This window comes from Sorangium sp. So ce281, assembly GCF_051527395.1.
GTDB lineage: Bacteria > Myxococcota_A > Polyangia > Polyangiales > Polyangiaceae > Sorangium > Sorangium cellulosum_B.
Window position 1 is genome coordinate 5,749,654 of record NZ_CP150322.1, and the last position, 26,119, is coordinate 5,775,772.

Sequence of the window (26,119 nt, forward strand, 5' to 3'; positions counted from 1 at the left end):
CACGCCGCCCCACATCGCCGCCGCGAGGCGCGACGGCGCACCGAGATGGCCCGGACTCGCTATGAAATGGTTGCGAGGCATGGCATTTCTTTGTGCGCCGCGCGTGTGCGCCGCGACCGCTTTTCGCGCATCACGCAACGCGCAGCCGAGAGGCCTGGACTTTGCCTTCTGCACCCAGGTACAATTTTCCCGACAGCACCCTAGTGGAAGGTAGAGAAGCCGATGGCTGGTCCTTCGACCAAGTGGATGGGAGCGCTCTCCCGATCAGGCTCCCCCAGCGCGTGGGCGCCGAGAGCGCTGCTGCTCGTGACGCTGCTCACCGCGTCGGCCCTCATCGCCGGATCGTGCCGTGGAGGCAACAACGCCGGTGAGCCGCCGCAGCCGGGGACGGACTGGCCCGACGCTGGGCCGGGAACGGGCGACCCGTGCGTCGACGGCGAAGAGGTGGAGTGTCACGTCACCGTCGGGGAGCACGAAGGTGTGCTGACGTGCCTCGACGGGATCCGGCGCTGCGAGGACGGGCGCTACGGCAGCTGCGACGGGACGATGACGATGCGGAGGTCGCCGTTCGGCTCGGCGCCGCGGGGGAGCGGTGAGGGCGGGTATCCGCGCCCGCTCGCCAACTCCGATGCCTCCGACGGCGGCCTGTGCGCGACCAACCCGTGCGACCCGACGTGCCAGTCGTTCGAGGAGACGCCGGACGGGGGGCCCATCAGCCTCGCGGGGACCGGCCCGACGTACACGTGGTCGGTCGGCGACATCAACGAGCTGCCCGAGGACGTCGCGAGGAAGGGCACGCACCAGCCGTGCACGACCACCGAGGACTGCCAGTTCGACCAGTACTGCGACGACCCCGCGCGGGGCGCGTGCGTTCACGACCCGTGCGCGACCGGCGTGTCGCTGCTGTCGAACTGCAGCGGCTGCGCCGCGAAGGTCTGCGACGCGAACCCGAACTGCTGCACCTATACGACCGTCCCCGCCGACTGCGGTCACGACGCCTGCGTGGCGGCTCCCGGCGCCGCGACCAACATGACCACGACCTGCGGCGACGCCTGCATCGCGACCATCTGCGCGAACCATCCGCGCTGTTGCGATATCACGTGCGCCTCGACGATGGAGTGCACTGCCATCATCGGACCGTACAGCAATTGCGTCTACCCAGGCCGCTGCAACCCGCCCAACATGGGGCCCAGCAACGGCATGTGTCCGACGGGAACCGTGCTGTCGGATGGCCGCTGCACCGGGGTCTGGAGCGCGACCTGCGCGGGCTATGTTGCCACGGAGTGCGGTGGCAAGACGTGCAGCGCGACCGTGCCGCAATGGGACGCGAGCTGCGTTGCCCTGGCCGGGTCGTTGTGCGGCTCCACCTGCGACACCGATCCCGGCTGCGCGCACGACAAGTGTTACACCGGCGAACGGCTCGTTGCGTCCTGCAATTCGTGCGTGCAGAGCATCTGCGCGACGCCGGAGGGATCGAGCTGCTGCGCGCCGGGAGGCAAATGGACACAGAGCTGCGTCGACCTCGTAGAGAGCGTCTGCGGCGAGACCTGCCCGCAAAAAGGCCTCTGCAAGTCGTACCAGCCGAACGAGACGGACCCGACGTGCTCCCTGCCGGACCTCACGATCGGCGTGCCCTGCGGCGGGACGATCCCGGTCTGCAACCGCGGCACCACGCCGGCCCCGGCGGGAATCGCCATCCACCGGTATGATTCCACTGCAAACCAGCTGCCGTCCTCCGCCCCGAACCGGGTCCTGAACGCGTGCAACCCGACGGGTGGCACCCTCGCCTGCGCGACGACGGAGCCGATCGCCCCGGGTGAGTGCATCAGCGTGGCGGACTGCGTCGGTGTCGCCGACGGCGTGGAGCTCATCGTCAATCCCCCTGGCGCTATGCACATCCCCGAGTGCCGGTGCGGCAACAACGGGAGCATCTATCAATCGGCCATGTGTGAGTCGCCCGCCTGCATCGCGACGGCGAGCGTATCGCTGGTCAGGCCGGTCACCCTGTTCGTGGCGCTCGATCGATCCACTTCGATGCGGCGGTCAACCATCGCGACGTACGACGACACCATCGACGATCGATGGTATCCAGCTACGGACGCGCTCAAGGCCTTCTTCCAGGATCCGGCGTCGGCCGGGCTAGGCGTCGCGTTCCGGTTCTGGCCGCACAACAATCCGGGCACCTGCGACGGCTCCTCCTGCCCCGCCGGCGGAGGCGACTGCGCGAACCCGCTCGTCCCGTTCGATGGCACGGCGGCCCGGCGGCTGACCGAGGACCCCGCGCCGTGGGATCAGCAAGAGAACGCGCTCGTCAACGCGATCAACAGCGTCGTTCTGCCCAACGGCGAAACGCCGATGTCCGTGGCGCTCGACGGCGCGACGTCCTGGGCGATCACCTACAAGAACGCCCATCCCGAGGAGGAAGTCGCGGTCGTGCTCGTCACCGACGGCATCCCGTCGGACTGCAACACCGTCCCCAACGCGATCGGAAACCTGGCGCGAAACGCCTTCGTGAACCACGGCGTTCGCGTGCACGCCGTGGGCTTCGGCAACTCGAACGCGGAGATCATCAACCTCATCGCGGATCAAGGCGGTGGACAAGCGTTCAACCTCAGCGCCGGAACGGCCTTGCAAGGCAACCTCCTCAATGCGCTCGTCTCGATCCGCGGCGAGGCGCTGCCCTGCGACGTCACCGTCCCCACCGCGGGCGTCTCGGATCCCGCGTCGGTGTCCGTCGTCTACGAGACCGCCGCCGGCGTGGAGACGACGCTCACGCCCCGGGCCGGGATCGGCAGCTGCGGCACGGGCTGGTACTTCGAGTCCGGGAACACGAACGTGAAGCTCTGCCCGCAGACCTGCACCGACATCCGCGAGAACCCGGGCGGGAAGGTCCGTGCCGTCGTGCCGTGCGTGACGACGAGCGTCACGGCCATCACCACGAACTGGGAGCAGTACCGCGGTGTCTGTCCGCCGGGGACCAAGACCCAGTGGGGATACCTCAGGTACAGGACGACGACGCCGGGCGACTCGAGCGTCGAGTTCTTCGTGAGAGCGGCGGATGCCCCCGCCGGCCTCGCGTCGGCGACGGTCAGGACCGCCGCGACCGCCCACGCCACGCCGACCGACACCCGGATCTGCGATGAGACCTCGGCGCCGCCGTGCGCGGTCGATCTCTTCGACGTGCTGCAAGAGTTGCCGGACGCTCGAACGGAGTACCTGGAGGTCCGGATGAGGCTCAATCCGACGAGCAGCGGAGGGGGCGGCGTTCAGGTGCAGGACTGGGAGATCACGTATTCATGTCCAGATACCGAGTGAGCCGAAGCACCATGGTGGCCGCGCTCCTCTGCGCTGCGGGGGCGGTCGCGGCGTGCGGCGGAGACGACGAGGCGGCGCGGCCGAGGCCCCCGTCGGCCTCGAGCGGCGCCGGCGCAAGCGGAGGCGGCGACGGAGGCGGGGGCAGCGGGGGCGGCCCCCCGGGCGACTGCGGGAACGACGTCGCCGAACAGGGCGAGGCGTGCGACGGACCCGATCTCGGGGGCGCGACCTGCCAGAGCCTCGGCTTCGATGGCGGCGAGGTCCGGTGCAGCCCCGAGTGCACCCCCGACGCCTCGGGCTGCTCGGGCGTCGAGGTGTGCCAGGACGGGCGGGACAACGACGGCGACGGCGCCGTCGACTGCGACGATCCGGAGTGCGACGAGGCCTGCGCGGACATGTGCGCCGCGCCCGTGGCGCTCCCGGATCCCGGGGCCGCGACCGGCGACACAAGCGGCCACGCGGCCGTCCACAGCAGCTGCTCGCTGGAAAGCCCGGGCATCGCCTACACGTTCACTGCGACGACGACCGGGTTCCTCGACGTGGTGCTGACCCCACACACGGACGCGCCGCTCGTCGCCGAGCTGCGCGGCGCCTGCGCCGAGCCCGCGACCCGGGTCGAATGCGGCAGGCCCAGCGTCGGCGCGGGGATCGACAACCGGCTGACCGTGCCGGTCCGCGAGGGCGAGGCGTTCTATGTGGTCGTCACCGGAGCGAACGCGAGCCAGGCAGGGGCGTTCGAACTCGGCGTGCGGAGCCGACAGACCGCCTGCGGGGACGGCATCCAGGATCCGACGGAGCAGTGCGACAACGCCCTCGACGAGCCGGGCGACGGCTGCAGCAATAGCTGCCAGCTCGAGGCGACCGAGGTGGAGCCCAACAACAACATCGCCTCCGCCAACACCTATGAGATTCCGTTCTTCGCCGCGATCGGTCCCCCGATCAATGATGACCCGGACGTCGATGTCGTGCGCGTCACCGTGCCGAGCGGGCCGACGGACCTCATCGCAGAGACCGCGGCCGTCACGAGCTCCGACTGCCTGACCGGCCGGCTCGACAGCGTCATCGAGATCCTCGATGAGAGCGGCGAGGTGATCGTGCGGCGCGACCGCGGGGAAAACGGCCTTTGCGCCCGTGCCGTCGCGCCGTCGCTCGCCGCGGGCGATTACTATGTTCGCGTCTCGTCCGTGCTCGGCGCCGTGTCGGAGACGTTCCCGTACCGCCTCGACGTGACGCTCGTCTCCGAGGTCTGCGGGGACGGCACGATCAGCGCCGGGGAGCAGTGCGACGACGGCAATACGGACGCTCTCGACGGGTGCAGCCCCGGCTGCCGCTTCGAGCTCGACGAGACGGAGCCGAACGGCACCCCCGCGCAGGCCGACGCGTACGCCGCCTCATGGCTCGCGGAGATCTCGCCGGCAGGCGACGTCGACGTGATCGCCGTGAGCGTGCCGGGGCCTCGCTCGACGCTGTACGTGAACGTCGGCGATAACAATACCGAGGCTTGTCTGAGGGGGCAGATCGACAGCTATATCGAGGTCCTCGGCGACGACAGGACCACCGTGCTCGCGTCCGACGACGATGGAGGGGTCGGCTATTGCTCCTACGCCTCGCTCACCGACCTCGCCGCGGGCACGTACTATGTGAGGCTCCGCGCCGCGCCCCTCGTCCCCGACGCGACCTTCTTCTATCGATTGAATGTCACGCTCCTCTAGCCCGACCGGCGGAGGCCGCCGTCCGGCGGCGCCGCCATCCGGCGACGCGGACGACGCGGCGCGCCCGCCCGATCCCTCGAGGACGCTCTACCGCGCCGATCTCTCCGATCCGCGCCAGCGCGCCGCCCAGCCGCGGGAGGTCGTGCGGGGGCGCGCCGCGCGCCGCGCCGAGGCGACCTCCGACGTCACCCGCTTCCGGGGCGTGCTGCCGGCCACGCTCGCGGGCGCCGTCGCGACGGGCGCGGCGGCGCTGCTCTTCCCGCCGCCGGGGGGACACGCGGCGCCGGGGCCGCTCTCGCTGCCCCACGCGCGCGCGCAGCTCGCGTGCGCGTCGTGCCACGCCGAGCAGGCCCCCTCCGCGCCGCGGGAGGCCGCCGCGGCCCGGGAAGCCCGGGAAGCCGCGCCCTCGCGCGGCGCCGCGGCAGGGGCCCGCATCGATCAGGCCTGCGTGGGGTGCCACGGCGCCCACGGCTCCACCCGCAGGAGCCACGGGCAGCTGCTCGCGAGCGGCGCGCTGAGCTGCGCCACCTGCCACCCCATCCACCGCGGCGATCAGGGCGTCGTGTTCGATCCAGCGAGGCCACCTGTGCGCTTCGCGCCGGGCGCCGAGGTCGAGCTCCCGAGGTCGGCCTTCCGCCCGGGCCAGCCGGCCACCGTCGCGATCGTCACGGCGGGGAGCTGCGCGCCGTGCCACGACCTCGCCGCGCCGCGGGATCCCGTCGCGCGCTGCCTCGTCGCGGCGCAGGCGCCGCTCGGCGACGCCCGTCCGATCACCTGCTTCGACGAGCACCGCCCTGCCCTCCCCGAGGACGCAGCGACCGGCCGCGCAGGCGGCGACCCACGCCCCGCCGGCCGCAACGCCGGCCGCGCAGGCGGCGGCACGAGCCCCGCCGGCGTCTGCGGCGGCCAGCACACCGAGGACCGCGCCCTCGCCTGGGACGCGGCGCGCGACGCCGCCGCGGCCTTGCCCGTCGTGAAGGCCGGCGCCGCGCCCGGCGCGCCCGCCCTGCTCTGGATGGGCGCGGGCCTCGCCGCCGCCGCCCTCGCGTTCGCGGGCGCCCGCGGCGGCCACGCGCTGCGCGCGCGCCGCGCGCGGCGAGCGGCGCGCGACGCCGGGGGCGAGGACGCGATGCTCCGCCCCGCGGCGCGCGTGCGCCTGCCCCGGATCGACACGACCACCTGCCTCGGCTGCTACGCGTGCGTCGACGCGTGCCCGTACGACGTGCTCGCCGTCGAGAAGTACGTCGCGGTCGTGGCCCGCCCCGAGGCGTGCTGCGGCCTCACCCTGTGCGAGCAGCGCTGCCCCAACGGGTCGCTCACCATCGAGGGCGGCGCCCCGATCGCCGATCGACCGCGCCTCGGCGACGACCTCGGCAGCCTCGACGTGCCGGGCCTGCACCTCGCAGGCGACGTCACCGGGCTCCCGCTCATCAAGAACGCCATCCACCAGGGCGCTCACGCCGCGACGCGCATCGCGGAGGACCTGCGGCAGGCCGGCCCGCGCGGCGCGAGCGGTCAGGAGCTCGATCTGATCATCGTGGGCGCAGGGCCCGCCGGGATCAGCGCCGCGCTGCGCGCCAGGGAGCTCGGGCTCTCGTTCGAGGTGATCGAGCAGGGCAGCGTGGCGCAGAGCATCCAGAGCTTCCCGCGCGGCAAGCTGGTCTTCGATCAGCCGCTCGACCTGCCGATGACCGGGAAGCTGTGGCTGAAGGAGTCGACCAAGGAGGAGCTACTCTCCCACTGGCTCCGCATCGTGCGCAAGGAGCGGCTCCCGATCCTGCAGGACACGCGCATGGTGTCGGTCGCCCGCGCGGCCTCTGCCGGCGCGACGGCCGGCAGAGGCGCGCCCGCCGAGGCGCAGGCCACGGCCGGCTTCGTCGTCGTCACCGAGCCGCGCGAGGGCGGACCGCGCACCGAGCGCCATGCGCGGCGCGTGCTGCTCGCCATCGGCCAGCGCGGCTCGCCGCGCCGGCTTCCGTTCGACCTACCCGCCGAGGTGGAAGGTCGGGTGTACTACCACCTCGCCGACGCCCGGAGCCTCGCCGGCAGCCGCGTGCTGATCGTCGGCCTCGGCGACGTCGCCATGGAAGCCGCGATCGCGCTGTCGCGCCAGCCGGCCACCGACGTCACCGTCGTCTACCGGGGCGCCGGGTTCCGCCGCGGGAAGACCCGAAACATCGAGGAGTTACGCAGGCTTGCAGCGGCGTCTCGCCTCTCGCTCCTGTTCGAGACCGACGTCTCCGCCCTCGCCGCAGATCGGGGCGGCGCGCTCGTGGCGACCCTCGCGTCGCCTTCGGGGGACCGGGCGCACCCCTGCGACGCCGTGCTCGTCCTGATCGGGAGCATCCCGCCGTGGAGCGCCCTCCGCGCCGCCGGTGTCCGGCCGACCGTGGAGCCGTCAGATCGTTCCGAGCTCGGCGACGTACAAGGGGACCACGCCCGCGGTCCCCGCGCCGTGAGTCCATCGTAAGCTCGGGGGGCCCAGGCCGTTCTCTGGAGGAGCCATGAAGCCGACCCACGTCGCCCTGTTCTCCGCCCTCGGCATGATGTTCACGAGCCTCTCCGTCTACTCCCTGGCCCCGTCCGGGGGCGGGAGCTCCGTCACGGCGGTCCCGGAGGTGATCACCGAGCCGCCCCGCCAGGTCCCCGAGGTGACGGGCGGCGCCGTCGCGGCGATCGATCCGAGCCGCTTCACGACCGGGTCGAGGCTGATGCTGGAGGGGCGCGTCGGTCACGCCCGCCTGCCTCGCTCGGCGCAGGAGACGTTCCTGATGTTCGAGGTCCGCGGCGACGGGGCGCCCGCGAGGTCGCAGGCGCAGGCGAACCTCTCGCTCGTCATCGATCGCTCCGGCTCGATGAAGGGCACCCGCCTCACCAACGCCGTGCAGGCGGCGACGACCGCCGTGAGCCGCCTGAACGACGGCGACGTCGTGTCGGTGGTCACCTTCGACACGAGGACCAGCGTGGTCGTGCCGCCCACCACCGTCGGGCCGGACACGCGCGGCCGCATCCTCGCGAGCGTCCGCGGCATCTCGCTCGGCGGCGACACGTGCATCTCGTGCGGCATCGAGGAGGGCCTCTCGCTGCTCGGTCAGACGAGCGGCGGCGTGAGCCGGATGCTCGTCCTCAGCGACGGCGACGCCAACCACGGGGTCCGCGACGTCCCCGGCTTCCGCGCGATGGCGCAGCGGGCGCGCGATCGCGGCATCGCCATCACGACCATCGGGGTCGACGTCGACTACAACGAGAAGATCCTGTCGGCGATCGCGCTCGACTCGAACGGCCGGCACTACTTCGTCGAGAACGACGCCGCGCTCGCGCGCATCTTCGAGGCGGAGGCCGAGCAGCTCACGGCGTCGGTCGCGAGCGGCGCGGAGCTCGCGATCGACCTCGCGCCCGGCGTGGAGCTCGACCGGGTCTTCGATCGCTCGTTCCGGCGGGCCGGCGATCAGGTCATCGTGCCGCTCGGCGCGTTCGCGGCGGGTGAGGTGAAGACGGTCCTGCTCAAGGTGCGCCTCGGCGGCCTCGGCGGCGACGCGCGCGGCGACTCCCCCCTCGCCGACGTGGGCCTCACCTACCGGGACCTCGTCGCCAGGACCGACGCGCGGTGCGCGGGCAAGCTCGGCGTCGCGATCGCGGGCAGCGACGCCGACGCGAGCGAGCTTGACGCGCTCGTCGCGGGGCGCGTGCAGCGCAGCGAGACGGCGGCGGCGCTGAAGCAGGCCAACTTCCTGTTCGAGCAGGGGCGGCTCGACGAGGCGCGCAGCAAGCTGAACGCGCAGCAGGCGTCGCTCAAGAAGGCGGCCGACAAGGCGAAGGCCGTCGCCCCGGCGAACCGCGCGAAGGACGTGGCGTCCGATTTCGAGGGCCAGCTCGCCGCGCTGGAGCGCGCGGGCACGGACTTCGCCACGCCGCCGGCGTTCGCCACGCCGCCGCCCGCCACCGCCGCGGAGCCGGGCGGCTTCGCGCAGGCCCCGGCGGCGGCGCCGCCGCGGCCCGCCCCGGCGCAGTCCCGCCAGGGCAAGAGCGCCGTCCGCCGCAACGAGGCGGAGGCCTTCGATCTCGCGCGGTGACGCGCGGCGCCCGGCGCGGACGGCGCGCTCGGGCCCCTGCCCCGCGGCGACGCGGGGCGTTGACACGCGTCGGGCTTTCGGGTTTTGACTTCGGGCGGTGGGCGTTCGACCTAGGGCGAGCCGGCCGGGAAACCGCCGGACGGGTGGCGACGGCAACCGCCGGACGGGTGGCGACGGCGCGCAGGGCTCGCCGCCGCGCGAGCCGCCGTCGACCCGGAAGGCGACCCCCGCGCGGCGCGCGCGCGGCGCGGGGCAGCGCTCGCCGGCGTCGCGGCGCCCTGCCCAGCCCCGGGCCAGGCGCGGGCGCGCGCTGCTCCTCGGGCTCGCGGGCGTGATCGCGGCGGGGTGCGCCGCGCTCCTCGCGCTGGTGTTCGGCTTCGGGCGCGCGAGGGCGCCGGACCGGGGCCGGGTCGTGGAGCTCAACTGGCCGGACGGGCTCGACGCGGGCGAGGCGGCCGCGCTGCTCGCGGCCGAGGGGCTCGTCGAGAGCGAGCGCGCCATGGCGCTCTACCTCGGCGCGACCGGCGGCACCGAGGCGTTCGTGCCGGGCCCTCACCTGCTCTTCGAGGGCGCGACGCCGCGGGAGCTGCGGCAGCTGCTCGCGCGCGCGGAGGGGCGCCCCACGGCGAAGCTCACGATCCCCGAGGGCTTCAGCCGCTTCGACATCGCCGCCCGGCTGGAGAAGCTGCGCATCGCCGGCCGGAAGACGTTCCTCGCGGCCACGGCCGACGGCGCGTTCCTGGACGCGCTCGGCATCGAGCGCGGCGGCGCCGTGGGCGCGGAGAGCGCGGAGGGGTACCTCTTCCCGGCGACGTACGAGCTCGCGCTGGACTCCGACGCGCGCGACGTGGCGCGGCGCCTCGTCGCCGAGTCGGACCGGCGGTGGAGCGCGCTCGCGGCGCAGAGCAAGGACGGGCTCGCGGCGCTCCGGGCGACGCTCGGCTGGGGTCGCCGCGAGGTGCTCACGCTGGCCTCCATCATCGAGAAGGAGGCGGTCGTCGAGGAGGAGCGGCCGCTCATCGCGAGCGTGTTCCTGAACCGGCTCCTCGATCCGAGCTTCCGCTCTCGCAGGCTGCAGTCCGACGCGACGGCGCTCTACGGCTGCGTCGCCTGGCCCGAGGAGGCGCCGTCGTGCGCCGGGTGGAGCGGCAAGGCCACGCCCGCCGTGGTGCGGGATCCGAAGAACCGCTACAGCACCTACGCGCACCCGGGGCTGCCGCCCGGGCCAATCGCCAACCCCGGTGCGCCGTCGATCGCGGCCGTGCTGGCGCCCGCGGCGACGAAGTACCTCTATTTCGTGGCCGCGGGCGGCGGCCGTCACCGGTTCAGCGAGAGCCTGGACGACCACAACGACGCCGTGCAGAAGCGCCGGGACGCGACGGCGCCGTAGGCGCGGGACGCGAACGCAATCCAGCACACAGACCACGGCTTCCGGAGCGCGTCGGAAGCCTTCCGACCGGCGCCGGATGCCTTCGCGCGCGCGACGGACCCTTCCCTCCGGCAACGGAGCCCCTCGCGCGCATCACGGCGGCTCTCCGCGCGCAGCGATCGGTTCGTCGCTCCTCGCGTTGCCTCGGCCGCGCTCGCGCCGTCCCCGCTTCCTGGATCTGCGCGCACCGCCGTGTAGATTCGCGCGCCATCATGCGCCGCCCCGCTCCCTCCCTACTCACGCTCTCCGCTCCCCTCGCCTTCGCTGCCGCCCTGGCCAGCTGCTCGCCCCGCACCGCGCCCCCGGTCGAAGTGACACAGGCCCCTTCCACGACCGCCGCGCCGTCAGCTCCCCCCGATCCGCCCGCCTCGGCCGCGAGCGCTGCCCCCGCCGCCGATGCCACGGCCTCTGCCGCCAGCGCCGCGCCCGCCGCCAGCGCCGCGCTCACCGCCAGCGCCGCGCCCGCCGCCAGCGCCGCGCTCACCGACAGCGCCGCGCCCGCCGCCAGCGCCGCGGCCGATCCGGCGGCGAGCGCCGCGGCGCCGGCCGACGCCGGGCCGCTCCCGAAGGTCAAGGTCGCCAACATCGGCATGCACATCGGCGGCGGCCCGCACGACGACTTCACCAAGGAGCCGATCAAGCGCTCCGTCGCGCCCCACTTCGACGAGCTCCGCCGCTGCTTCGCGCTCGCCGAGGACCCGACCAAGGGCGGCGACTTCGGCATCGATCTCCGCATCGAGAAGGACGGCGGCAAGGCCGAGGTGCGCAAGCCGCGGACGGCGCTCAAGGGCCAGGCGTTCACGAAGTGCGTGGTCGGCGTCTTCGAGCAGATCGACTTCCTGAAGCCGAGGCGAGGCGCCACCGTGGTGAGCTACTCGCTCCGGTTCACCCCGTGACAGGGCCGCGGCTCACCCGTGGCGCTCGAGGTTCGGCAGCGACCCGCGCGAGGCCTCGACCGCCGTCTCGCCGGCGCGGTCGAGCGCGTACTTGAAGAGGATCGGGCCGAACACCTCGTTCAGCGCGACGCAACCGATGACGAGCGCGCCGAAACCGGCGCCGATCGACGGGAACGCGCGCTCGATGGCCACGCTGATCCCCAGCGTCAGCCCGGCCTGCGAGACCAGCCCGCACCACGACCACCGCCGCAGGAGCGGCGGATCGTCCGCCAGCCGGTTGCCGATGCGGTTCGCGACCCACGTCGCCAGGGCGCGCGACGCGCCGAAGAGCAGCGCGACAGGCCACATCTGCCGCAAGAGGGGCAGGTCGAGGTGCGCGCCGGCCGTCGCGAAGAACAGCACGAACACCACGCTCGCGGCGTCCTCGACCGCGTGCACCAGCTTCTCGCCCTGCTTCGACAGGTTCGCGACGACGAAGCCGGCCACCACGAACACGAGCAGCGCGTCGAAGCGGAGGTACCGCAGCACCTCCGTCGCGCCGAAGCCGAGCGCCACGAACACCAGGATGAGCTGGCGGCCGATCAGCCGCATGTAGGCCGCGAGCGCGAGGCCGAGCGTCGTGCCGATCGAGATGCTCCCCAGGATCTCGCGGCCGAGCACCTCCATCTCGTGCATCGACATCGTCGCGCCCGGCTCGATGAGCGGCCGCACCGTGGAGAGCGCGACCGCCGTCACGACGATGACGATGATGTCCGACGTCATCACGAACGCGAGCGTGTGCATCGCGACGGGGCCGGTCGCGCGCGTCTGGGAGAGGATCCCGAGCACGGCCGAGGGGCTGCGGGTGACCGCGATGACGCCCCACAGGATGGCCACGCCGAACGCCGCCGTGGTCGAGAGCTCGGCCGCGAACGGCACCAGCGAGCGCGCCGCGTAGAAGACGCCCGTCATCACCACGAAGACGAGCGCCGTCTGGACGAGGTTGTGCAGCAGGAGGCTCTTCAGGCTCTTCTTGACGATCTCGATCCGCAGCTCGGCGCCGCCCGCGAGCGCGATGAGCGCCAGCGCAAGCGTGTTGACCCGCGAGATCTCCTCCACGGCGTGGTGGTCGACGAGCTTGAGGACGTGCGGGCCGGCGACGATGCCCGCGAGGATGTAGCCCGACAGGTGCGGCAGGCGGAGCGGCTCGACGAGCTCGCTCGCGAGCGTGCCCGCGAGCAGGAGGAAGCCGATCGAGGCGATCGTCGCCGCGGGCCCGTGCGCGTGAGGGACCGCGCGCGTCGTGGCGTAGAGCACCCCGAACAGGATCACGAGCGCGACCGCGTGCGTGAGGTGGTTCAGCGGCCCCTTGGGAGCCGACCCGTGGTGGCGCGCGGAGGACGCGCCGTGCTGCCCGGCGGGCGTGACCGGCTCGACCGGCGTGACCGGCTCGACCGGCGTGGCCGACTCGACCGGCGTGGCCGGCTCGACCGGCGCGACCGGACCGGCAGGCCCAACGTCAGGGAGTGCTGCGGCGCTCACGGTGACCCCTCGCCTTTCCTCATCCGTCGCCCCGATTCGCCGCGGGCGACGGCGGGCCGCCCCTGTCTCCTCCCTCGCCCGGCGCCGCGTCGCCCCCGGCGCGAGCCGGGCTGCGGCCGAAGTAGAGCGACGCCCGATCCGGCGTGGCGAGCTCGCCGGCCTTGCGAAGCGTGGCGCGCAGCGACTGCGGCCCGACGAGCTCGCCGAACACGGCCGCGGCCGCCGCGGCGAAGAGGACGGTGTGCCCGACGGGGCCCGGAAAGCGCAGCGCGAAGGCGAGACCGACGCTCATCGCCACCGCGCCGGACGAGAGCAGCCCGAGGCCGAGCCACGGCGACGTCTCGCGCGCCTCGGGCGACACGACGCGGAAGACGAGCCCGGTCGCGAGCTTGCCCGCGAGCCTCGCCCCGAGCGCGATCGCCACGATCCAGGGCAGGAACGGCGCCGCCTTCGGGTTCACGTGCGCGCCCGCGAGCAGGAGCGCCGGCAGGATGACCGGCCGCTCGGTCGGCGCGACCATGGCGACGATCTCGTCGCGGTGCCGCGACAAGGCGGCGATCGTCACGCCCATCGCGAACGCCGCGAACAGCGGCGACAGGCCGACCCGGGCGCTCGTGCCCATCGTCAGCAGCGAGGCCCCGAGCAGCACGCCCCAGCTCTGGATCAGGCGGAAATCGCTCCCGAGGAGCACGACCGCGATGAGCCCGAGCACCACGCCGATGAGCGCCGTCACGACCGTCCACCCCCAGAACGGGATCGGCCACTGGACCGTCGCCTGCGGGACGAGCGCGAACGCGCCGCCCATCATGAGCAGCGGGCCGAGATCGTCGCAGTCGGCGATGTCGGCGATGAGGTCCGAGAGCTTGCCGCTCGCGCTGTAGCGCTGCGTGACCCACAGCACCGCGTGCCGCGTCGTCTCGGCGGAGACGGCGCCCACGCCCGCCGCGAGCAGCACGCGGTCGCCGCGATCGAGCGAGGGAGCGCCGTGGGCCGCCGCGAACCAGACGGCGGCGGCCACCGCGCCGCCGGTCAGGAGGCTCATGAGCACGCAGAGCGCCATCCGGGACGGCCGCACGCGGCGGCTGCCGACGAAGCCGAAGTCGAGGCCGACGACCACCGCGAGCCAGCCGAGCGCGACGCCCGCCACGGGCTCGAACGCGGCGAGCGACGAGGGCTCGAGCAGCCCGAGCGCCGAGGGCCCGAGCACGAAGCCGAGCACGACGTACTCGGCGCCGGAAGGGAGGCCGATTCCCCGGAGCACGCGGCCGCTGACGAGCGAGCTGCCGAGGTACGACAGCACGAGGAGCCCCATCAGGAGCCAGACGGCGTTCACGAAGCGGTGCTCCGATCGACCGGCGCGGGCGCGGCGCGCCGCGCGCCGCCGGAGGACGCCGGCGCGCGCCCGAGCTGGATGTCCGCGGCGACGAGGGCCTGCGCGACCGCGGTGAGCCATCGGCTGCGCACGTCGTCGCCGTCGCAGGCCATCGTGGCCCGGAAATGGGCGCCCCCCTCGTCGATCGCGACGAGCGCGGCGCGGGCGCGGCTGCCGAGGCCCGAGCCCGTCTTCAGGAGCAGCTCGCGCACCCGATCGAGATCGGCGGCGGGGTCGACGCTGATCTCGACGGCCACGACCGGAGGGCGGCCGCGGATGCGCGTCGGGTGGAACAGGCTGAGCAGGTGCGGCACGCGCACGACGCAGCCGTCCTCGTCCTCGAGGCGCGCCTCGAACAGCGTCAGCTCGCGGACCCGCCCGGCGCGGCCGCCGACCTCGGCGATGTCGCCGACGCGCAGGCGCCGGCCGTAGATGACCGAGAGGCCGACGGCCGCCGACGCGATGAGCGGCGTGCTGGCGAGCCCGGCCGTTGCGAGCACGACGAAGCCGATCCGCGTGAGCGCCCCCTCGTCGGTGCCGGTGATGAGCGGGGCCGCGAGGAGCAGCGCGGCCACGAGGATGCCGAAGCGGACAAGGACGCCCGTTGCGACCGCGAGATCGGACGGGAGCCACCCGAGCGATGTCTCACCCCGGCCCACGCTCCCGAAGAACAGCCCCACGAAGCGGATGACGACGATGACCGCGAGCGTCGCGAGGATCGCGAGCACGAGCACCGGGACGCTCCGCGCGATGCGCCCCATGAGATCCGACATGGGCGCGAGCACGAAGCCGGTGAGCTTCTCGCTGGTGCCGCGCGTGGAGGCGAACAGGGAGAGCGCGAAGAGGATCCAGATGTAGGCGATGCCCAGCCGGACGAGGACGCCGGCGGCGCCGAGCGCGACCGAGAGCGCTCCCTGCGACGCGGCGGGCCGGAGCATCTCGATGCCGCGGACGCGCAGCGCCGGGAGCCTCTCCGGGTGCTCGGCGACCCAGGCGCGCCCTCGCTCGACGAGCTCGCCGACCTTGCGGAGCAGGAGCAGCGCGATCAGGCCCGAGAAGACGAGCAGCGAGAACGAGAAGACGCTCGTCGCGAGGCGGCTCCGGCTGTGCTCCTTGGCGAGGACGTCGCGCACCGTGCCGGCGACCGCGGCGGCGTGGGCCGCGACCGTGGTGTGGCCCGCCGCCGCCGCGTCCTCGGAGCCGAGGTAGACGAGCGGGCGGTCGCCGACGTAGACGACCGCCACGCCGTCGTGCTCGTCGACGCGGACCTCGGGGACCGCCTTCTCCTGGGCGGCGCGCTCCAGCACGCGCGCCGCCTCACGGGCGCGCTCCGGAGGAGAGAGGCTGCCCCGGTGCACGCGGACGGCGAAGACCGTCCTGCCGAGCAGCTCGACGCGCGCCTCGGGCTGCTCGACCACGGGGGGCGGCGGAGGGTCGGGAGCCACAGGCTCGCCCTGGTCCGGGGCGGGGGCCGGCGGCCCGACCAACGCGGATGCCGGCGCGACCGGCGCAGGCCGCGGCGCGGGAGGCCGCGGGACCGGAGCGGGCGCCAGCACGACCTGCGCAGACGCCGGAGGAGCCTCCGCGGGCGATGGCAAGACCTGTACGAGCGGCGGCTGGACCGAATCCGGCGCGGACGCGGCCAGCGGGGGCGCGGACGCGGCCGACGACGGCACAGACGCGGCCGGCGACGGCGACGGCACAGACGCGGCCGGCGACGGCGCAGACGCGGCCGGCGACGGCGCAGACGCGGCCGGCGAGGGCACGGACGCGGCCGGCGATGGCACGGACGCGGCCGGCGATGGCACGGACGCGGCCGGCGACGGCGCAGACGCGGCCGGCGATGGCGCGGACGCCGCGTGCAAGGGCGCGGACGCCGCGTGCAAGGGCGCGGACGCCGCCTGCAAGGGCGCGAACGCGGCCTGCGATGGCGCGGCCGGCGCCGGCCCGGCGAAAACAGCGCCAGCGGGAGCGAGGAGGCCGGCAAGCGCGACCAGGAGCGCGGAGAACTGCCGCTGCACGCAGGCACTCTCGGCCGGAGGCAGGCCGCCGGTCAAGCGGCGCAGGACGTGAAACGGCCTCGGCAGGCAGCCGGCGAGCCGCGCGTCGTCGCCTCCAGGCGATCACGCCCGCTCGAGTCCGCCCGGAATCCTCGATCCCCGCGCTCGCTCGATGATGGATCGCCTTGCCGCCGAGGCACGGCGCTGGCAGGGCGCCCGCGTGGCAAGGACCAACAGATCGGTGGCCCTGTCGCTGCTCGTCGGCGACATCGGAGGTACCAACACCCGGCTCGCGCTCTACGGCGCCTCCGGCGGCCGGCCCCTCTCCGAGGCCGTCTTCCGCAGCCGCGAGCACGCGAGCTTCGAGGAGATCGCCCTCCCGTTCCTCGTGCGCAGCGACGCCCCCCACCCCGCCGTCGCCGTGCTCGGCGTCGCGGGCCCCATCAAGGACCAGGTCGCCACGGTCACGAACCTGCCCTGGCGCCTCGCGGAGCGCGAGCTGTCGCGCCGGCTCAAGATCGCCCGCGTGCTCCTGGTGAACGACCTCGCCGTCGGCGCCACGGGCTGCCTGCACGTCGCCCGCGCGTCCATCGAGCCGCTCACGGAGCTCAGGCCGCGGCCGAAGGGGAACCACGTGGCCGTCATCGCCGCCGGCACGGGGCTCGGCGAGGCCCGGCTCCTCTGGAACGGCGCCCGCCACGTCACGCTCCCGACCGAGGGAGGTCACGCCGACTTTGCCGCGCGCTCCGCGGTCGAGGCCGAGCTGTGGCAGTTCCTCGCCGAGCGCCACCCGGACCACGTGAGCTACGAGCGGGTCCTCTCGGGCGACGGGCTCGGCGCCGTCTTCGACTTCTTCGCCCGCGCCGCCCGCGTGCCGCGCGCGATCGAGCGCCGCCTCGCCGAGGGCGACCGCAACGCGGCGATCGCCGAGCTCGGGCTCGCCCGCGCGTTCCGGCCCGCCGCGCGCGCGGTCGACCTGTTCGTCGAGATCTACGGCGCCGAGGCCGGCAACCTCGCCCTGCGCGAGCTCGCGCTCGGCGGGGTCTACGTCCTCGGGAACATCGCGAGGAACCTCGTCCCCCAGCGGCGCGAGCTGTTCATGAAGTCCTTCGTGAAGAAGGGGCGCCTCACGCCGCTCCTCGAGGGGGTGCCCGTCGCCGTGATCACCGATCCCCTGGTCGGCGTGCGGGGCGCGCTCGCCGTCGCCAGAGAGCTCGCCGCCGCGGAGCAGCCCCGGGCCCGCGCGGCGGCCCGGAGGTCCTGACGCCCCGCGTCCTCGTGCCCACGACGGAGGGCTGGAGTCGCGCGCGCGACGCGATGCCTCCTATCGAGTCGGCGCCGGCGGTCCATGGCGGATGAGCGCCAGTTCGCCCCGAGGTGGCGAGAGGTGACAAGCGGCCGTATCGCGCGGCCCCGTGTCGTGGCAGGCAGGCTCCGAGCAGGAGCGGACGAGCTCCTCACGCTCGGCCTCTGGCTTGGCCTCAGGCTTGAATCGAGCGGCCGCGCGCGGCCTCGCGGCGTTGACACGTTGGTGCCATGGTGCTTTAAGACCGACACACCTGACGCTCGTACAGTCGGGGGAAAGAGAAAAGAAGGTCACGTCATGGCAACTTCGGTCGTTCTACCTGATGGGAAGGTCCTCGCGCTCGAGGATGGCAACACGGCGTTCGACGCCGCCCGGGCCATCTCGCCGAGGCTCGCCGAGGCCGTCGTCGTCGCGCGCGTCGACGGGGAGATCCAGGACCTCCGCGTGCCCCTCCGGGACGGCGCGAAGCTGGAGTTGCTGAAGGTCGATACGCCCGAGGGCAGGGACACGATCAACCACTCGGCCGAGCACCTCCTGGCGACAGCCGTGCTGCGGCTGTTCCCGGGCGCCAAGGTCACGATGGGCCCGAAGAACCATGGTGACGAGTTCTATTACGACTTCGACGTTGCCGGCCGGACCTTCACCCCTTCCGACCTCGAGATGATCGAGGCCGAGGTGAAGAAGCTCATCGAGCAGAAGATCAAGTTCGAGTGGCAGCTCGTCCCCAAGAAGGACGCACTGGGCGTCTTCGAGGGGCTCGGGCAGAAGAACGAATACAAGACGGAGATCCTCTCCTGGATCCCCGAGGACAGCGTGTCGATCTACCGCTGCGGCGAGTTCGTGGATTTCTGCCGCGGCCCGCACCTGCCCCACGCGGGGTTCATCAAGGGGCTCAAGATCACGTCGTCCTCGGCGGCCTACTGGCGCGCCGACGCCACGAAGCAGTCGCTCCAGCGCGTGCGCGGCGTGGCCTTCCCCAACAAGGACGACCTCGACAAGTACGTGCGCCGCCTGGAGGAGGCGAAGAAGCGCGACCACAGGACGCTCGGGCGGGATCTCGAGCTCTACCTCGTCTCCGAGCGCTACGACACCCACGCGTACTCCGAGAAGGACGAGATCGACCTCTACGTCGGCGTGGACGCGGAGGCGCCCCTCGACCGCGCGCTCGTGGAGCACACCCTCGGCGCCGCGGCCTCGGCGTTCCCCGGGCGGACCCTCCGGCGAACGGTGAAGTTCGGCGAGGCGCCGAAGGCGTCCGCGGGTGACGACGAGGCGCGCCCGCGCCTGCACGTCCGGCTCCGCGGCGCGGCGGCGCAGGAGTCGAAGAGCGCCTTCAGGGCCGCCGTGAGCGCCCGGAAGGACGCCGACGTCGAGGTGCACTTCGAGCCGCACTACGTCGAGGAGATCGGGGCCGGCCTCGTCATGTGGCTCCCGAAGGGCGGGCTCCTGCGCACCATCATCGAGGACCAGTGGCGCAAGATGCACCTCGAGGAGGGCTACGACATCGTCTACTCGCCGCACATCGCCAAGGCGGACCTGTGGAAGACCTCGGGCCACTGGGACTTCTACCGGGAGGGGATGTTCTCCCCCATGTCGGTCGACGGCCAAGACTACTGCTGCAAGCCGATGAATTGCCCGTTTCACATCCTCATGGTCAAGAGCCGGACGCGGAGCTACCGCGAGTTCCCGATGCGCCTCGCGGAGCTCGGGACCGTGTACCGGTACGAGGCCGCGGGCGTCATGCACGGCCTGATGCGCGTGCGAGGGTTCACCCAGGACGACGCGCACCTGTTCTGCCGCGCGGACCAGGTCGAGCAGGAGATCCACCGCGTGCTTCGCTTCATCCTGAAGATGCTCCGCACGTTCGGGTTCGAGCAGTTCGACATCAACCTCTCGACGCGGCCGGAGAAGTACGTCGGCGGCCTGGAGGACTGGGCCAAGGCCGAAAGCACCCTCGCGGGGGCCCTAAAGGCCCTCGGCCTCGAGTACCAGGTGGACCCCGGCGGCGGCGCGTTCTACGGGCCGAAGATCGACATCAAGCTGGTCGATGCGCTCGACCGCAGGTGGCAGTGCTCGACGCTCCAGTACGACTTCAACAACCCCGAGCGCTTCACGCTCGGCTTCGTGAACGCCAAGGGAGAGCTCGAGCAGCCGATCATGCTCCACCGGGCGCTCCTCGGCTCGATCGAGCGGTTCATCGGCGTGCTCCTGGAGCACCACGCGGGCGCCCTGCCGGCGTGGCTCTCACCGGAGCAGGCGCGCGTCGTCACGGTGTCGGACAAGCACAACGATCACGCCGAGCAGGTCACCCAGGCGCTGCGCGCCCACGGCATCCGGGCGAGCTTCGTCCGGAGCTCGGAGAAGCTCGGCGCGAAGATCCGCGAAGCGCAGGTCGAGAAGATCCCCCATATGCTGGTCATCGGGGACAAGGAGGTGGAGGCGAAGGGCGCCACCGTCCGGCTGCGTGACGGGAGCGACCGCGGCTTCATGAAGACCGAGGCGCTCGCCGAGTTCCTGCGCGCGCAGTGCGCGATCCCCGTCGTGACGTGACGTTCACCCGGCCTGCGCCGCGGCGGCGTCGAGCAGCCAGACGAGCCGCCCGGGCCCGCCGCGCACGACCCGCGCCGGCACCTCGTCGGCCGGGCCGGGCCGCTTCGCCTGCGCCACGACCCCGCGCTTTCCCGCCCCGCGGGCCAGGAGCAGCTTCAGCCGCGCCTCCTGGATCACCGGCGCCGTCAGCGTGAGCCGCGGCTCCAGCCCCTTGTCCGGCTGCGCCGGGATCGCGGCGACCAGGCGGTCCTCGATGCCCGCCGCCCCCGTCCCGGGGAACAGCGAGGCCGTGTGCGCGTCGTCGCCGATCCCGAGCGTCATCACGTCGAAGGAGACGGCCGACGCGACCCCGAACCGCGCCCGCAGGAGCCGCTCGTACCCCGCTGCCGCCCCGGCGAGGTCCGGCGACTCGCCCTCCATGCGGAAGAAGCGCTCCTCCGGGATGGGGGCCGCCGCCAGATCCCGGCGCGCGGCGCCGTAGTTCGAGCGGGGGTGATCGGGCGCGACCGCGCGCTCGTCCACCCAGAACCACTCGGTCTGCGCCCACGGGAGCGACAGCGCCGCGAGCCGCTGGTACGCCTCCGACGGCGTGCTCCCGCCCGACAGCGCGATGCGCGCGACGCCGCGCGCGTCGACCGCCGCCGCGATGGCGCGCGCGATGAGCTCCGCCCCGAGCCGCGACAGCTCCGCCGCGTCCGCCGCGACGAGGGTCTCCTCACCACCGTTCATCTCGGTCCTCCTCTCGGCCCTCGTCAAAGGGCGCTCCACTTCGCCGCGGCGAGCACCGCCTCGCGCAGCAGCCGATCGCCCTCCAGCGAGTCGATCGTCTTCGCCAGCACCCACGTCTCGTCCCGGTAGCCGAGCGGGTGCAGGTGCTCTGCCGACCGCGCCCCCTCCATGGTCCACCGCACCGTGCCGGGCGCCTTGTCGAGCCGCACGCAGCCGAGCGTCAGCGGCTCGCCGCGCAGCGACGTCCACAGGCGCACGCCGTCGAGCCGCCGCCACGCCTGCGCGTCCGCCGGCGGCCCGTCGACCAGCGCGATCTCGATCGGCGCGCCGTCCGCGCCGCGGGCGCGGCCGACCACGCCGCCGCTGGACGGCGCGGGCCCCCGCGACTCGAACGTCCAGCCGAGCCGCGAGCCCATCCAGCCGAGGAACAGCGCCGCCGGATCCGGCTTCGCCCCCGCGCTGCGCGCGATCTCCACCCGCCGGATCGCCCGGCACGCCTCCGGCATGTCGTCGAAGAACCGGGCCACGAGCTCGCGGAACGAGAACGTCCGCACGAACGCCCGGTCCGCGAGCGGCGCCCTCGTCTCGCGCGCGACCTCCGCGATGCGCTCGATGCACGTCTCGGCCGAGTCGAACACCAGCCGATCGCAGATCGGCGCGAGCGCGTCGCCGAGCACGTTCGGCGCGCCAGGCGCGAGCTCGACGATCACGGCCACGTCCGAGATCGTGAGCGCGCTCACGACCGAGGCGACGCGCTCGGCCGCGGCCACCCCGAACGTGATCTCCACCCGGTCGTAGCAGATCGGCACCTCGCCCGCGCGGCGGCACGTGGCCGACCAGTCGGCCTGGACGCTCAGCGGGTCGAGCCGGTCGTCGAGCGTGATGAGCAGGGTGCGGCCCGCGTGCGTCTCGGCGAGGTCCTCGGCCTGCTCCTTCAGGCGCTCGACCTCGGCGCGGCTCCCCAGCGCCACGAAATTGAGGGTCGACGCGCGCGTCTTCGGGGCCGGCTCCGCCCGCGACTCGTCGGGCGCCGACCAGAACTCGGCGAGCTCCGACTCGACCCGCTTGATGACGTCGGCGACGCGGCTCACGGCCGCCTCCACGCCCGCTCCGGGGCCTTCCCCCCGTCGCCCGCACCGCACACCGCGCGTACGTCCTCCGACGACGGCTCCACGAGGGCGTCGGCCTCCGGCGGGCCCCAGCTGCCCGCGGCGTAGCGCGCGATCGGCGCGCTCTGCGTCCGCCACCCCTCGAAGATCGGATCGACGAAGCCCCACTGCGCCTCGACCTCGTCGGCGCGCGTGAACAGCGTGGCGTCGCCGCGCAACGCGTCGAGCAGGAGCCGCTCGTACGCCTCGGGCGTGCTGGAGCCGAACGCGGCGCCGTACCGGAAATCCATCGTGACGCCGCGGATCGCGATGCCGCCGCCCGGGATCTTCGCCGCGAAGCGGAGCGAGATGCCCTCGTCGGGCTGGAGGCGCATCACGAGCGCGTTCGGCTCCTCGGTGGCGCCGGGGGCGCCCTTGAACAGGCCGTGCGGGAGCGGCTTGAAGTGCAGCACCACCTCGGCCACCCGCTTCGCCAGCCGCTTGCCGGCGCGCAGGTAGAACGGCACCCCGCCCCAGCGCCAGCTGTCCAGGTGGAGCTTCATCGCGACGTAGGTCTCCGTCGTCGAGTCCTTCGCGACGTCCGGCTCCTCCGTGTAGCCGGGCACCTTCTCGCCGCGCACCATGCCGGGCGCATACTGCCCGCGCACCGTCGACGACAGCGCTTCCGGGCCCGCGATCGGCCGGAGCGAGCGGAGCACCTTCACCTTCTCGTCGCGCACCGCGTCCGCGTCCCACGACGACGGCGGCTCCATCGCGACCAGCGTGAGCAGCTGGAGCGCGTGGTTCTGCACGATGTCCCGCGTGATGCCGACCTTCTCGTAGAACTTGCCGCGGCCCTCGACGCCGATGTCCTCGGCCACGGTGATCTGCACGTGATCGACGTGCTGGCGCGACCAGAGCGGCTCGAAGATCGTGTTGCCGAACCGCAGGACGAGGAGGTTCTGGACGGTCTCCTTCCCGAGGTAGTGGTCGATCCGGTAGATCTGCGACTCCGCGAGGTGGGCGAGCAGGTCGCGGTTGAGGGCGCGGGCGCTCTCCAGATCCTCGCCGAACGGCTTCTCGACGACGACGTGCTGGAACGGCGCGTCCTTCTCGTGCGACGGCGGCGCGACGAGGTTCGCCGCGCGCAGGCCGCGCACGATGGGCGCGAACTGGTCGGGGGCGACGGCCAGGTAGAAGACCCGGTTCTTGCGGGTGCCGCGCTCGGCGTCGAGGCGCTCGAGCTCCGCGGCGAGCCGGGTGTACGTCTCCTCCTCGTCGAACGACCCCTGGACGTAGCTGATGCCCTTCTCGAGCTCGCTCCAGGTGGCCTCCTCGAGCGGGCGCCGCGAGTGCTTCCCGACGGCCTCGCGCATCTCCTTCGCGAAGTCCGGCTTCGGGCGCCGCGCCACGCCGACGACGGCGAAGCCCCCGGTGAGGAGCCGGCTGAGCGTCAGGTTGTAGACCGCGGGCAGCAGCTTGCGCCGCGTCAGGTCGCCCGAGGCGCCAAAGATGACGAGCGCGGCCGGCGAGGCGGTGCGCTCCTCTGGCATCCCTTCGCGAAGCGGGTTCTTCTCGGCTTGGGTCATGGTGGGTGAGCTCCGGTCGGTGACGACGACGGGCACGATGCTCGCGCGCCTCCGCGGCGTAGGGTAGTCCGGATCGCACGCGTGGGCGCGGGCGGAACGATGCGAGAACGATGCCGGAGATCCCGCGACGCGGGCGCCACGCGGGGACGAGCGCGCGGGCGCGCACCGCCCGCACGCCCGCGCGGTCGCCCGCGCGCCCACGCAGCTCAGCGCCCGCGCAGCCCGGCGCCCGCGCCGAGCGTGCCCGCCGGCTCGCGGCGCCCTTCCATCCGATCGCGACCGGTACTAGGCTCATCCGCGCGATGGCCGCGCCGGTGCTCCCGCGAATCCGCGTCCCCCACCCCCACGTGCGATGCGATAGCCAGGTGCTCGCCGGGAGCCCCCACGTCCTCGGGTCGCGCGTCCCGGTCCGGCGGCTCTGGGCGTGGCACCGCGGCGGCGCGTCGGTGGAGACGCTGCTCAAGCGGTACCCGAACCTCGGGCCCGCGCGCGTGCTCGACGCGCTCGCGTTCGCCTACGACAACCAGGACCTCATCGAGGCCGACATCGCGCGCGAGCAGCTGCTCTTCAAGAAGCAGGGCGGGCCCACGGTCGGCGCGCGCCCGCTCGCTCAGCTGAACCTCCCCTTCGACGAGGACGACGAGTGAGCGGCGCCCGCGAGGGCGCGGCGGGCGAGGGACGGGGCGCGCGAAGCGCGGCGCGCCGCGGGCGACGTGCCGCGCGCGCCATGCGAAGCCCCTCGGGCGATAACCAGGTGAAACGCCTCGCCTCACCTGCGATGCAAACCGCCGTCCCCGCGCGATGAGCTCAGCTTGATTCTTTACAGCCACCCTGACTTGGGGCAATGAGGGCCGTCCGTCGCTGGAGCCCGCAGTGCGGGGGCTGCTCAGCGTTGCGAGGGACCGTCGCGCAGGATCGCGGCTGTCCCAGCTTTCAAGGTCGCGGCTGCTGGTGTAGGGTCCGCGCTCCATGGGGTACCGATCGAGGTGCCGGAGGGTTTCTGAGATGAGCGTCAATCGATGGAAGTTGTTTGCGATGCCCGTGGCCCTTCTGGGCCTGGCCTCGCCTCTCCTCGTGAACTGCGGCGGTAAGGGGTTCCCCGGTGCGGACAGCCTTCCTGGCCCCGCCGGTGACCTGGCGTCGGCCGCGAGCGGCTGCGACGAGCTCAAGAACGGCGGCATCGCGAACCTCAAGTTCGACGGCGGCGCCGAGGTCGAGGGCAAGATCAAGGGCTTCCTCGACGCGGCTGCGTCGCTCGACAAGCTCACCGCCTCCATGGAGGCGGACCTCATCGCCTCGTGCGGCAAGCTCGGCAAGGACCTCGGCATGAGCGACGCGGAGCTCAAGGCCGACGCAGGCGGCGGCAAGGGCGCCGAGAAGGTCTGCGGCGCGGTCTCGGCCAAGGTGAACGCCGCCGTGAAGGCGAACGCCGAGGCGAAGATCACCGTCCAGATCGATCCCCCGAAGTGCTACGCCGACATCACGGCCATGCAGACGTGCCTCGGCGAGTGCGGGTCGCCGGTGCAGCCGGGCAAGCTCGAGGCGAGCTGTGAGGGCGGCGAGATCAGCGGCAAGTGCGACGCCGAGTGCAAGGGCAAGTGCAGCGTCGAGGCCGGCGCGGCGTGCACCGGCACCTGCAACGCGAGCTGCTCGGGCAAGTGCGACGTCGGCTTCAAGGGCACCTGCGGCGGCAAGTGCGACGGCAAGTGCGACGGCAAGGAGTCGAAGGGCGCGGCGTGCGCCGGCTCCTGCGAGGGCAAGTGCGACGCCAAGGCCGAGGGGTCCTGCTCGGGCACCTGCGAGGGCAGCTGCTCCGGCTCCTGCGAGGTCAAGGCCGCGGCGAAGTGCTCCGGGTCCTGCTCCGGCGGCTGCAGCGCCGAGATCAAGGAGCCGAAGTGCTCGGGCGAGTTCAAGCCCCCGAGCGTCGACCCGAGCTGCCAGATGCAGTGCACGGCGAAGACCGCCGGCGAGGCGAAGTGCGATCCGCCGAACGTCCGCATCGTGGCGAACGGCAAGGTGAACGCGGACGCGCAGAAGCTCGTCGCCGCGCTCCGGACGTCGCTCCCGGCGATCGCGAAGGTGCAGCTCGGCTCCGGCAAGAAGCTGGCGGCGGCGGTGTCCGGCGTCGGCAAGGCGGGCGTCGAGGTGAAGGACGTGGCGCTCAAGGCCGGCGGCAAGGCGGTCGCCTGCGTCGCGGCCGCGGTCGACGCGTCGGCCAGCGCGTCGGCGTCGATCGACGTCAACATCAAGGCGAGCGCGAGCGTCAGCGGCTCGGCGAGCGGTTCGGCCAGCGGCGGGACCTGATCCCCCGGCGCGGCCTGAGCGCGGACGCGGCGGCGGTCCCCTCCTGGGGGCTGCCGCCGTCGTCATTTCAGGCGCCGAATCCAGGCTCGCGGCGCATATTGGATGCGAGCTCACCTTTCCTGTCGCGGCGCGCGGGCGCGAGGGTCGAGATCGGCGCCGGATGCGCCGCCCGACGTTGCGGGCAGGTTTCTTGGCCAGACAGCCGCGATGCGGCAAGCCGTCAAAGCGGCGTGCT

Annotated in this window: 16 protein-coding genes; 10 read left to right on the forward strand and 6 right to left on the reverse strand. The window is 73.3% G+C overall.

The genetic code is table 11. The features are described 5' to 3' along the window. Positions 1–222 precede the first annotated feature (222 nt). The 6 genes from WMF27_RS21800 to WMF27_RS21825 all read left to right on the forward strand — a co-directional run bounded on the left by WMF27_RS21800 (position 223) and on the right by WMF27_RS21825 (position 11,425). On the forward strand, positions 223–3,315 hold the full coding sequence (locus WMF27_RS21800) for a vWA domain-containing protein (RefSeq protein WP_437766963.1): 3,093 nt from the start codon (positions 223–225) through the stop codon (positions 3,313–3,315). Next, the gene (locus WMF27_RS21805) at positions 3,297–5,027 is read left to right on the forward strand and encodes a DUF4215 domain-containing protein (protein WP_437766962.1); all 1,731 of its coding nucleotides are present in this window, start codon (positions 3,297–3,299) and stop codon (positions 5,025–5,027) included. The genes WMF27_RS21800 and WMF27_RS21805 overlap by 19 nt, the downstream gene beginning before the upstream one ends. Then, positions 5,011–7,497, forward strand: a complete 2,487-nt coding sequence (locus WMF27_RS21810) for an NAD(P)-binding domain-containing protein (RefSeq protein WP_437766961.1) — start codon at positions 5,011–5,013, stop codon at positions 7,495–7,497. Before WMF27_RS21805 ends, WMF27_RS21810 begins: the two co-directional genes overlap by 17 nt. 34 nt (positions 7,498–7,531) lie before the next feature. Then, on the forward strand, positions 7,532–9,100 hold the full coding sequence (locus WMF27_RS21815) for a vWA domain-containing protein (RefSeq protein ID WP_437766960.1): 1,569 nt from the start codon (positions 7,532–7,534) through the stop codon (positions 9,098–9,100). Between the two features lie 97 nt (positions 9,101–9,197). Beyond that, positions 9,198–10,490, forward strand: coding sequence for an endolytic transglycosylase MltG (gene mltG, locus WMF27_RS21820; protein ID WP_437766959.1), 1,293 nt, complete (start codon positions 9,198–9,200; stop codon positions 10,488–10,490). Positions 10,491–10,840: 350 nt separating this feature from the next. Then, positions 10,841–11,425: a hypothetical protein gene (locus WMF27_RS21825; RefSeq protein WP_437766958.1), complete on the forward strand. Its 585-nt coding sequence runs from the start codon at positions 10,841–10,843 to the stop codon at positions 11,423–11,425. A 12-nt stretch (positions 11,426–11,437) separates the two neighbouring features. Here WMF27_RS21825 and WMF27_RS21830 read toward each other — a convergent pair whose 3' ends face one another. From WMF27_RS21830 to WMF27_RS21840, 3 genes are read right to left on the reverse strand one after another with little or no spacing between them, the layout of a single operon-like run. Then, a complete protein-coding gene (locus WMF27_RS21830; protein ID WP_437766957.1) occupies positions 11,438–12,946 on the reverse strand; it encodes a cation:proton antiporter domain-containing protein in 1,509 nt (502 codons plus the stop codon). A gap of 19 nt (positions 12,947–12,965) precedes the next feature. Continuing rightward, the gene (locus WMF27_RS21835) at positions 12,966–14,279 is read right to left on the reverse strand and encodes a cation:proton antiporter (protein ID WP_437766956.1); all 1,314 of its coding nucleotides are present in this window, start codon (positions 14,277–14,279) and stop codon (positions 12,966–12,968) included. Then, positions 14,276–15,763 (reverse strand): mechanosensitive ion channel domain-containing protein, encoded by a 1,488-nt coding sequence (locus tag WMF27_RS21840; protein ID WP_437766955.1) that lies wholly within the window; start codon positions 15,761–15,763, stop codon positions 14,276–14,278. Before WMF27_RS21840 ends, WMF27_RS21835 begins: the two co-directional genes overlap by 4 nt. Positions 15,764–16,538: 775 nt before the next feature. Between WMF27_RS21840 and WMF27_RS21845 the strand changes: the two genes are divergently transcribed. Together WMF27_RS21845 and thrS are read left to right on the forward strand one after the other, a co-directional pair. Further along, entirely contained in the window at positions 16,539–17,582 is a 1,044-nt protein-coding gene (locus tag WMF27_RS21845) for a glucokinase (protein ID WP_437766954.1), read from the forward strand. A 339-nt stretch (positions 17,583–17,921) separates the two neighbouring features. After that, the gene (gene thrS / locus WMF27_RS21850) at positions 17,922–20,174 is read left to right on the forward strand and encodes a threonine--tRNA ligase (RefSeq protein WP_437766953.1); all 2,253 of its coding nucleotides are present in this window, start codon (positions 17,922–17,924) and stop codon (positions 20,172–20,174) included. A 3-nt stretch (positions 20,175–20,177) separates the two neighbouring features. On the opposite strand, the gene pgl is transcribed toward thrS, so the two are convergent. From pgl to zwf, 3 genes are read right to left on the reverse strand one after another with little or no spacing between them, the layout of a single operon-like run. Then, the gene (gene pgl / locus WMF27_RS21855) at positions 20,178–20,903 is read right to left on the reverse strand and encodes a 6-phosphogluconolactonase (RefSeq protein ID WP_437766952.1); all 726 of its coding nucleotides are present in this window, start codon (positions 20,901–20,903) and stop codon (positions 20,178–20,180) included. Positions 20,904–20,926: 23 nt separating this feature from the next. Beyond that, entirely contained in the window at positions 20,927–21,994 is a 1,068-nt protein-coding gene (locus WMF27_RS21860; protein WP_437766951.1) for a glucose-6-phosphate dehydrogenase assembly protein OpcA, read from the reverse strand. Continuing rightward, positions 21,991–23,580 (reverse strand): glucose-6-phosphate dehydrogenase, encoded by a 1,590-nt coding sequence (gene zwf, locus WMF27_RS21865; RefSeq protein ID WP_437766950.1) that lies wholly within the window; start codon positions 23,578–23,580, stop codon positions 21,991–21,993. The genes WMF27_RS21860 and zwf overlap by 4 nt, the downstream gene beginning before the upstream one ends. A 347-nt stretch (positions 23,581–23,927) precedes the next feature. On the opposite strand from zwf, the gene WMF27_RS21870 reads away from it, so the two are divergent. Together WMF27_RS21870 and WMF27_RS21875 are read left to right on the forward strand one after the other, a co-directional pair. Next, a complete protein-coding gene (locus tag WMF27_RS21870; RefSeq protein WP_437766949.1) occupies positions 23,928–24,227 on the forward strand; it encodes a DUF433 domain-containing protein in 300 nt (99 codons plus the stop codon). 388 nt (positions 24,228–24,615) lie between these two features. After that, positions 24,616–25,884 carry a hypothetical protein gene (locus WMF27_RS21875; protein WP_437766948.1) on the forward strand — a complete coding sequence of 423 codons (1,269 nt, stop codon included), beginning with the start codon at positions 24,616–24,618 and terminating at the stop codon, positions 25,882–25,884. The last annotated feature ends 235 nt before the right edge of the window (positions 25,885–26,119 follow it).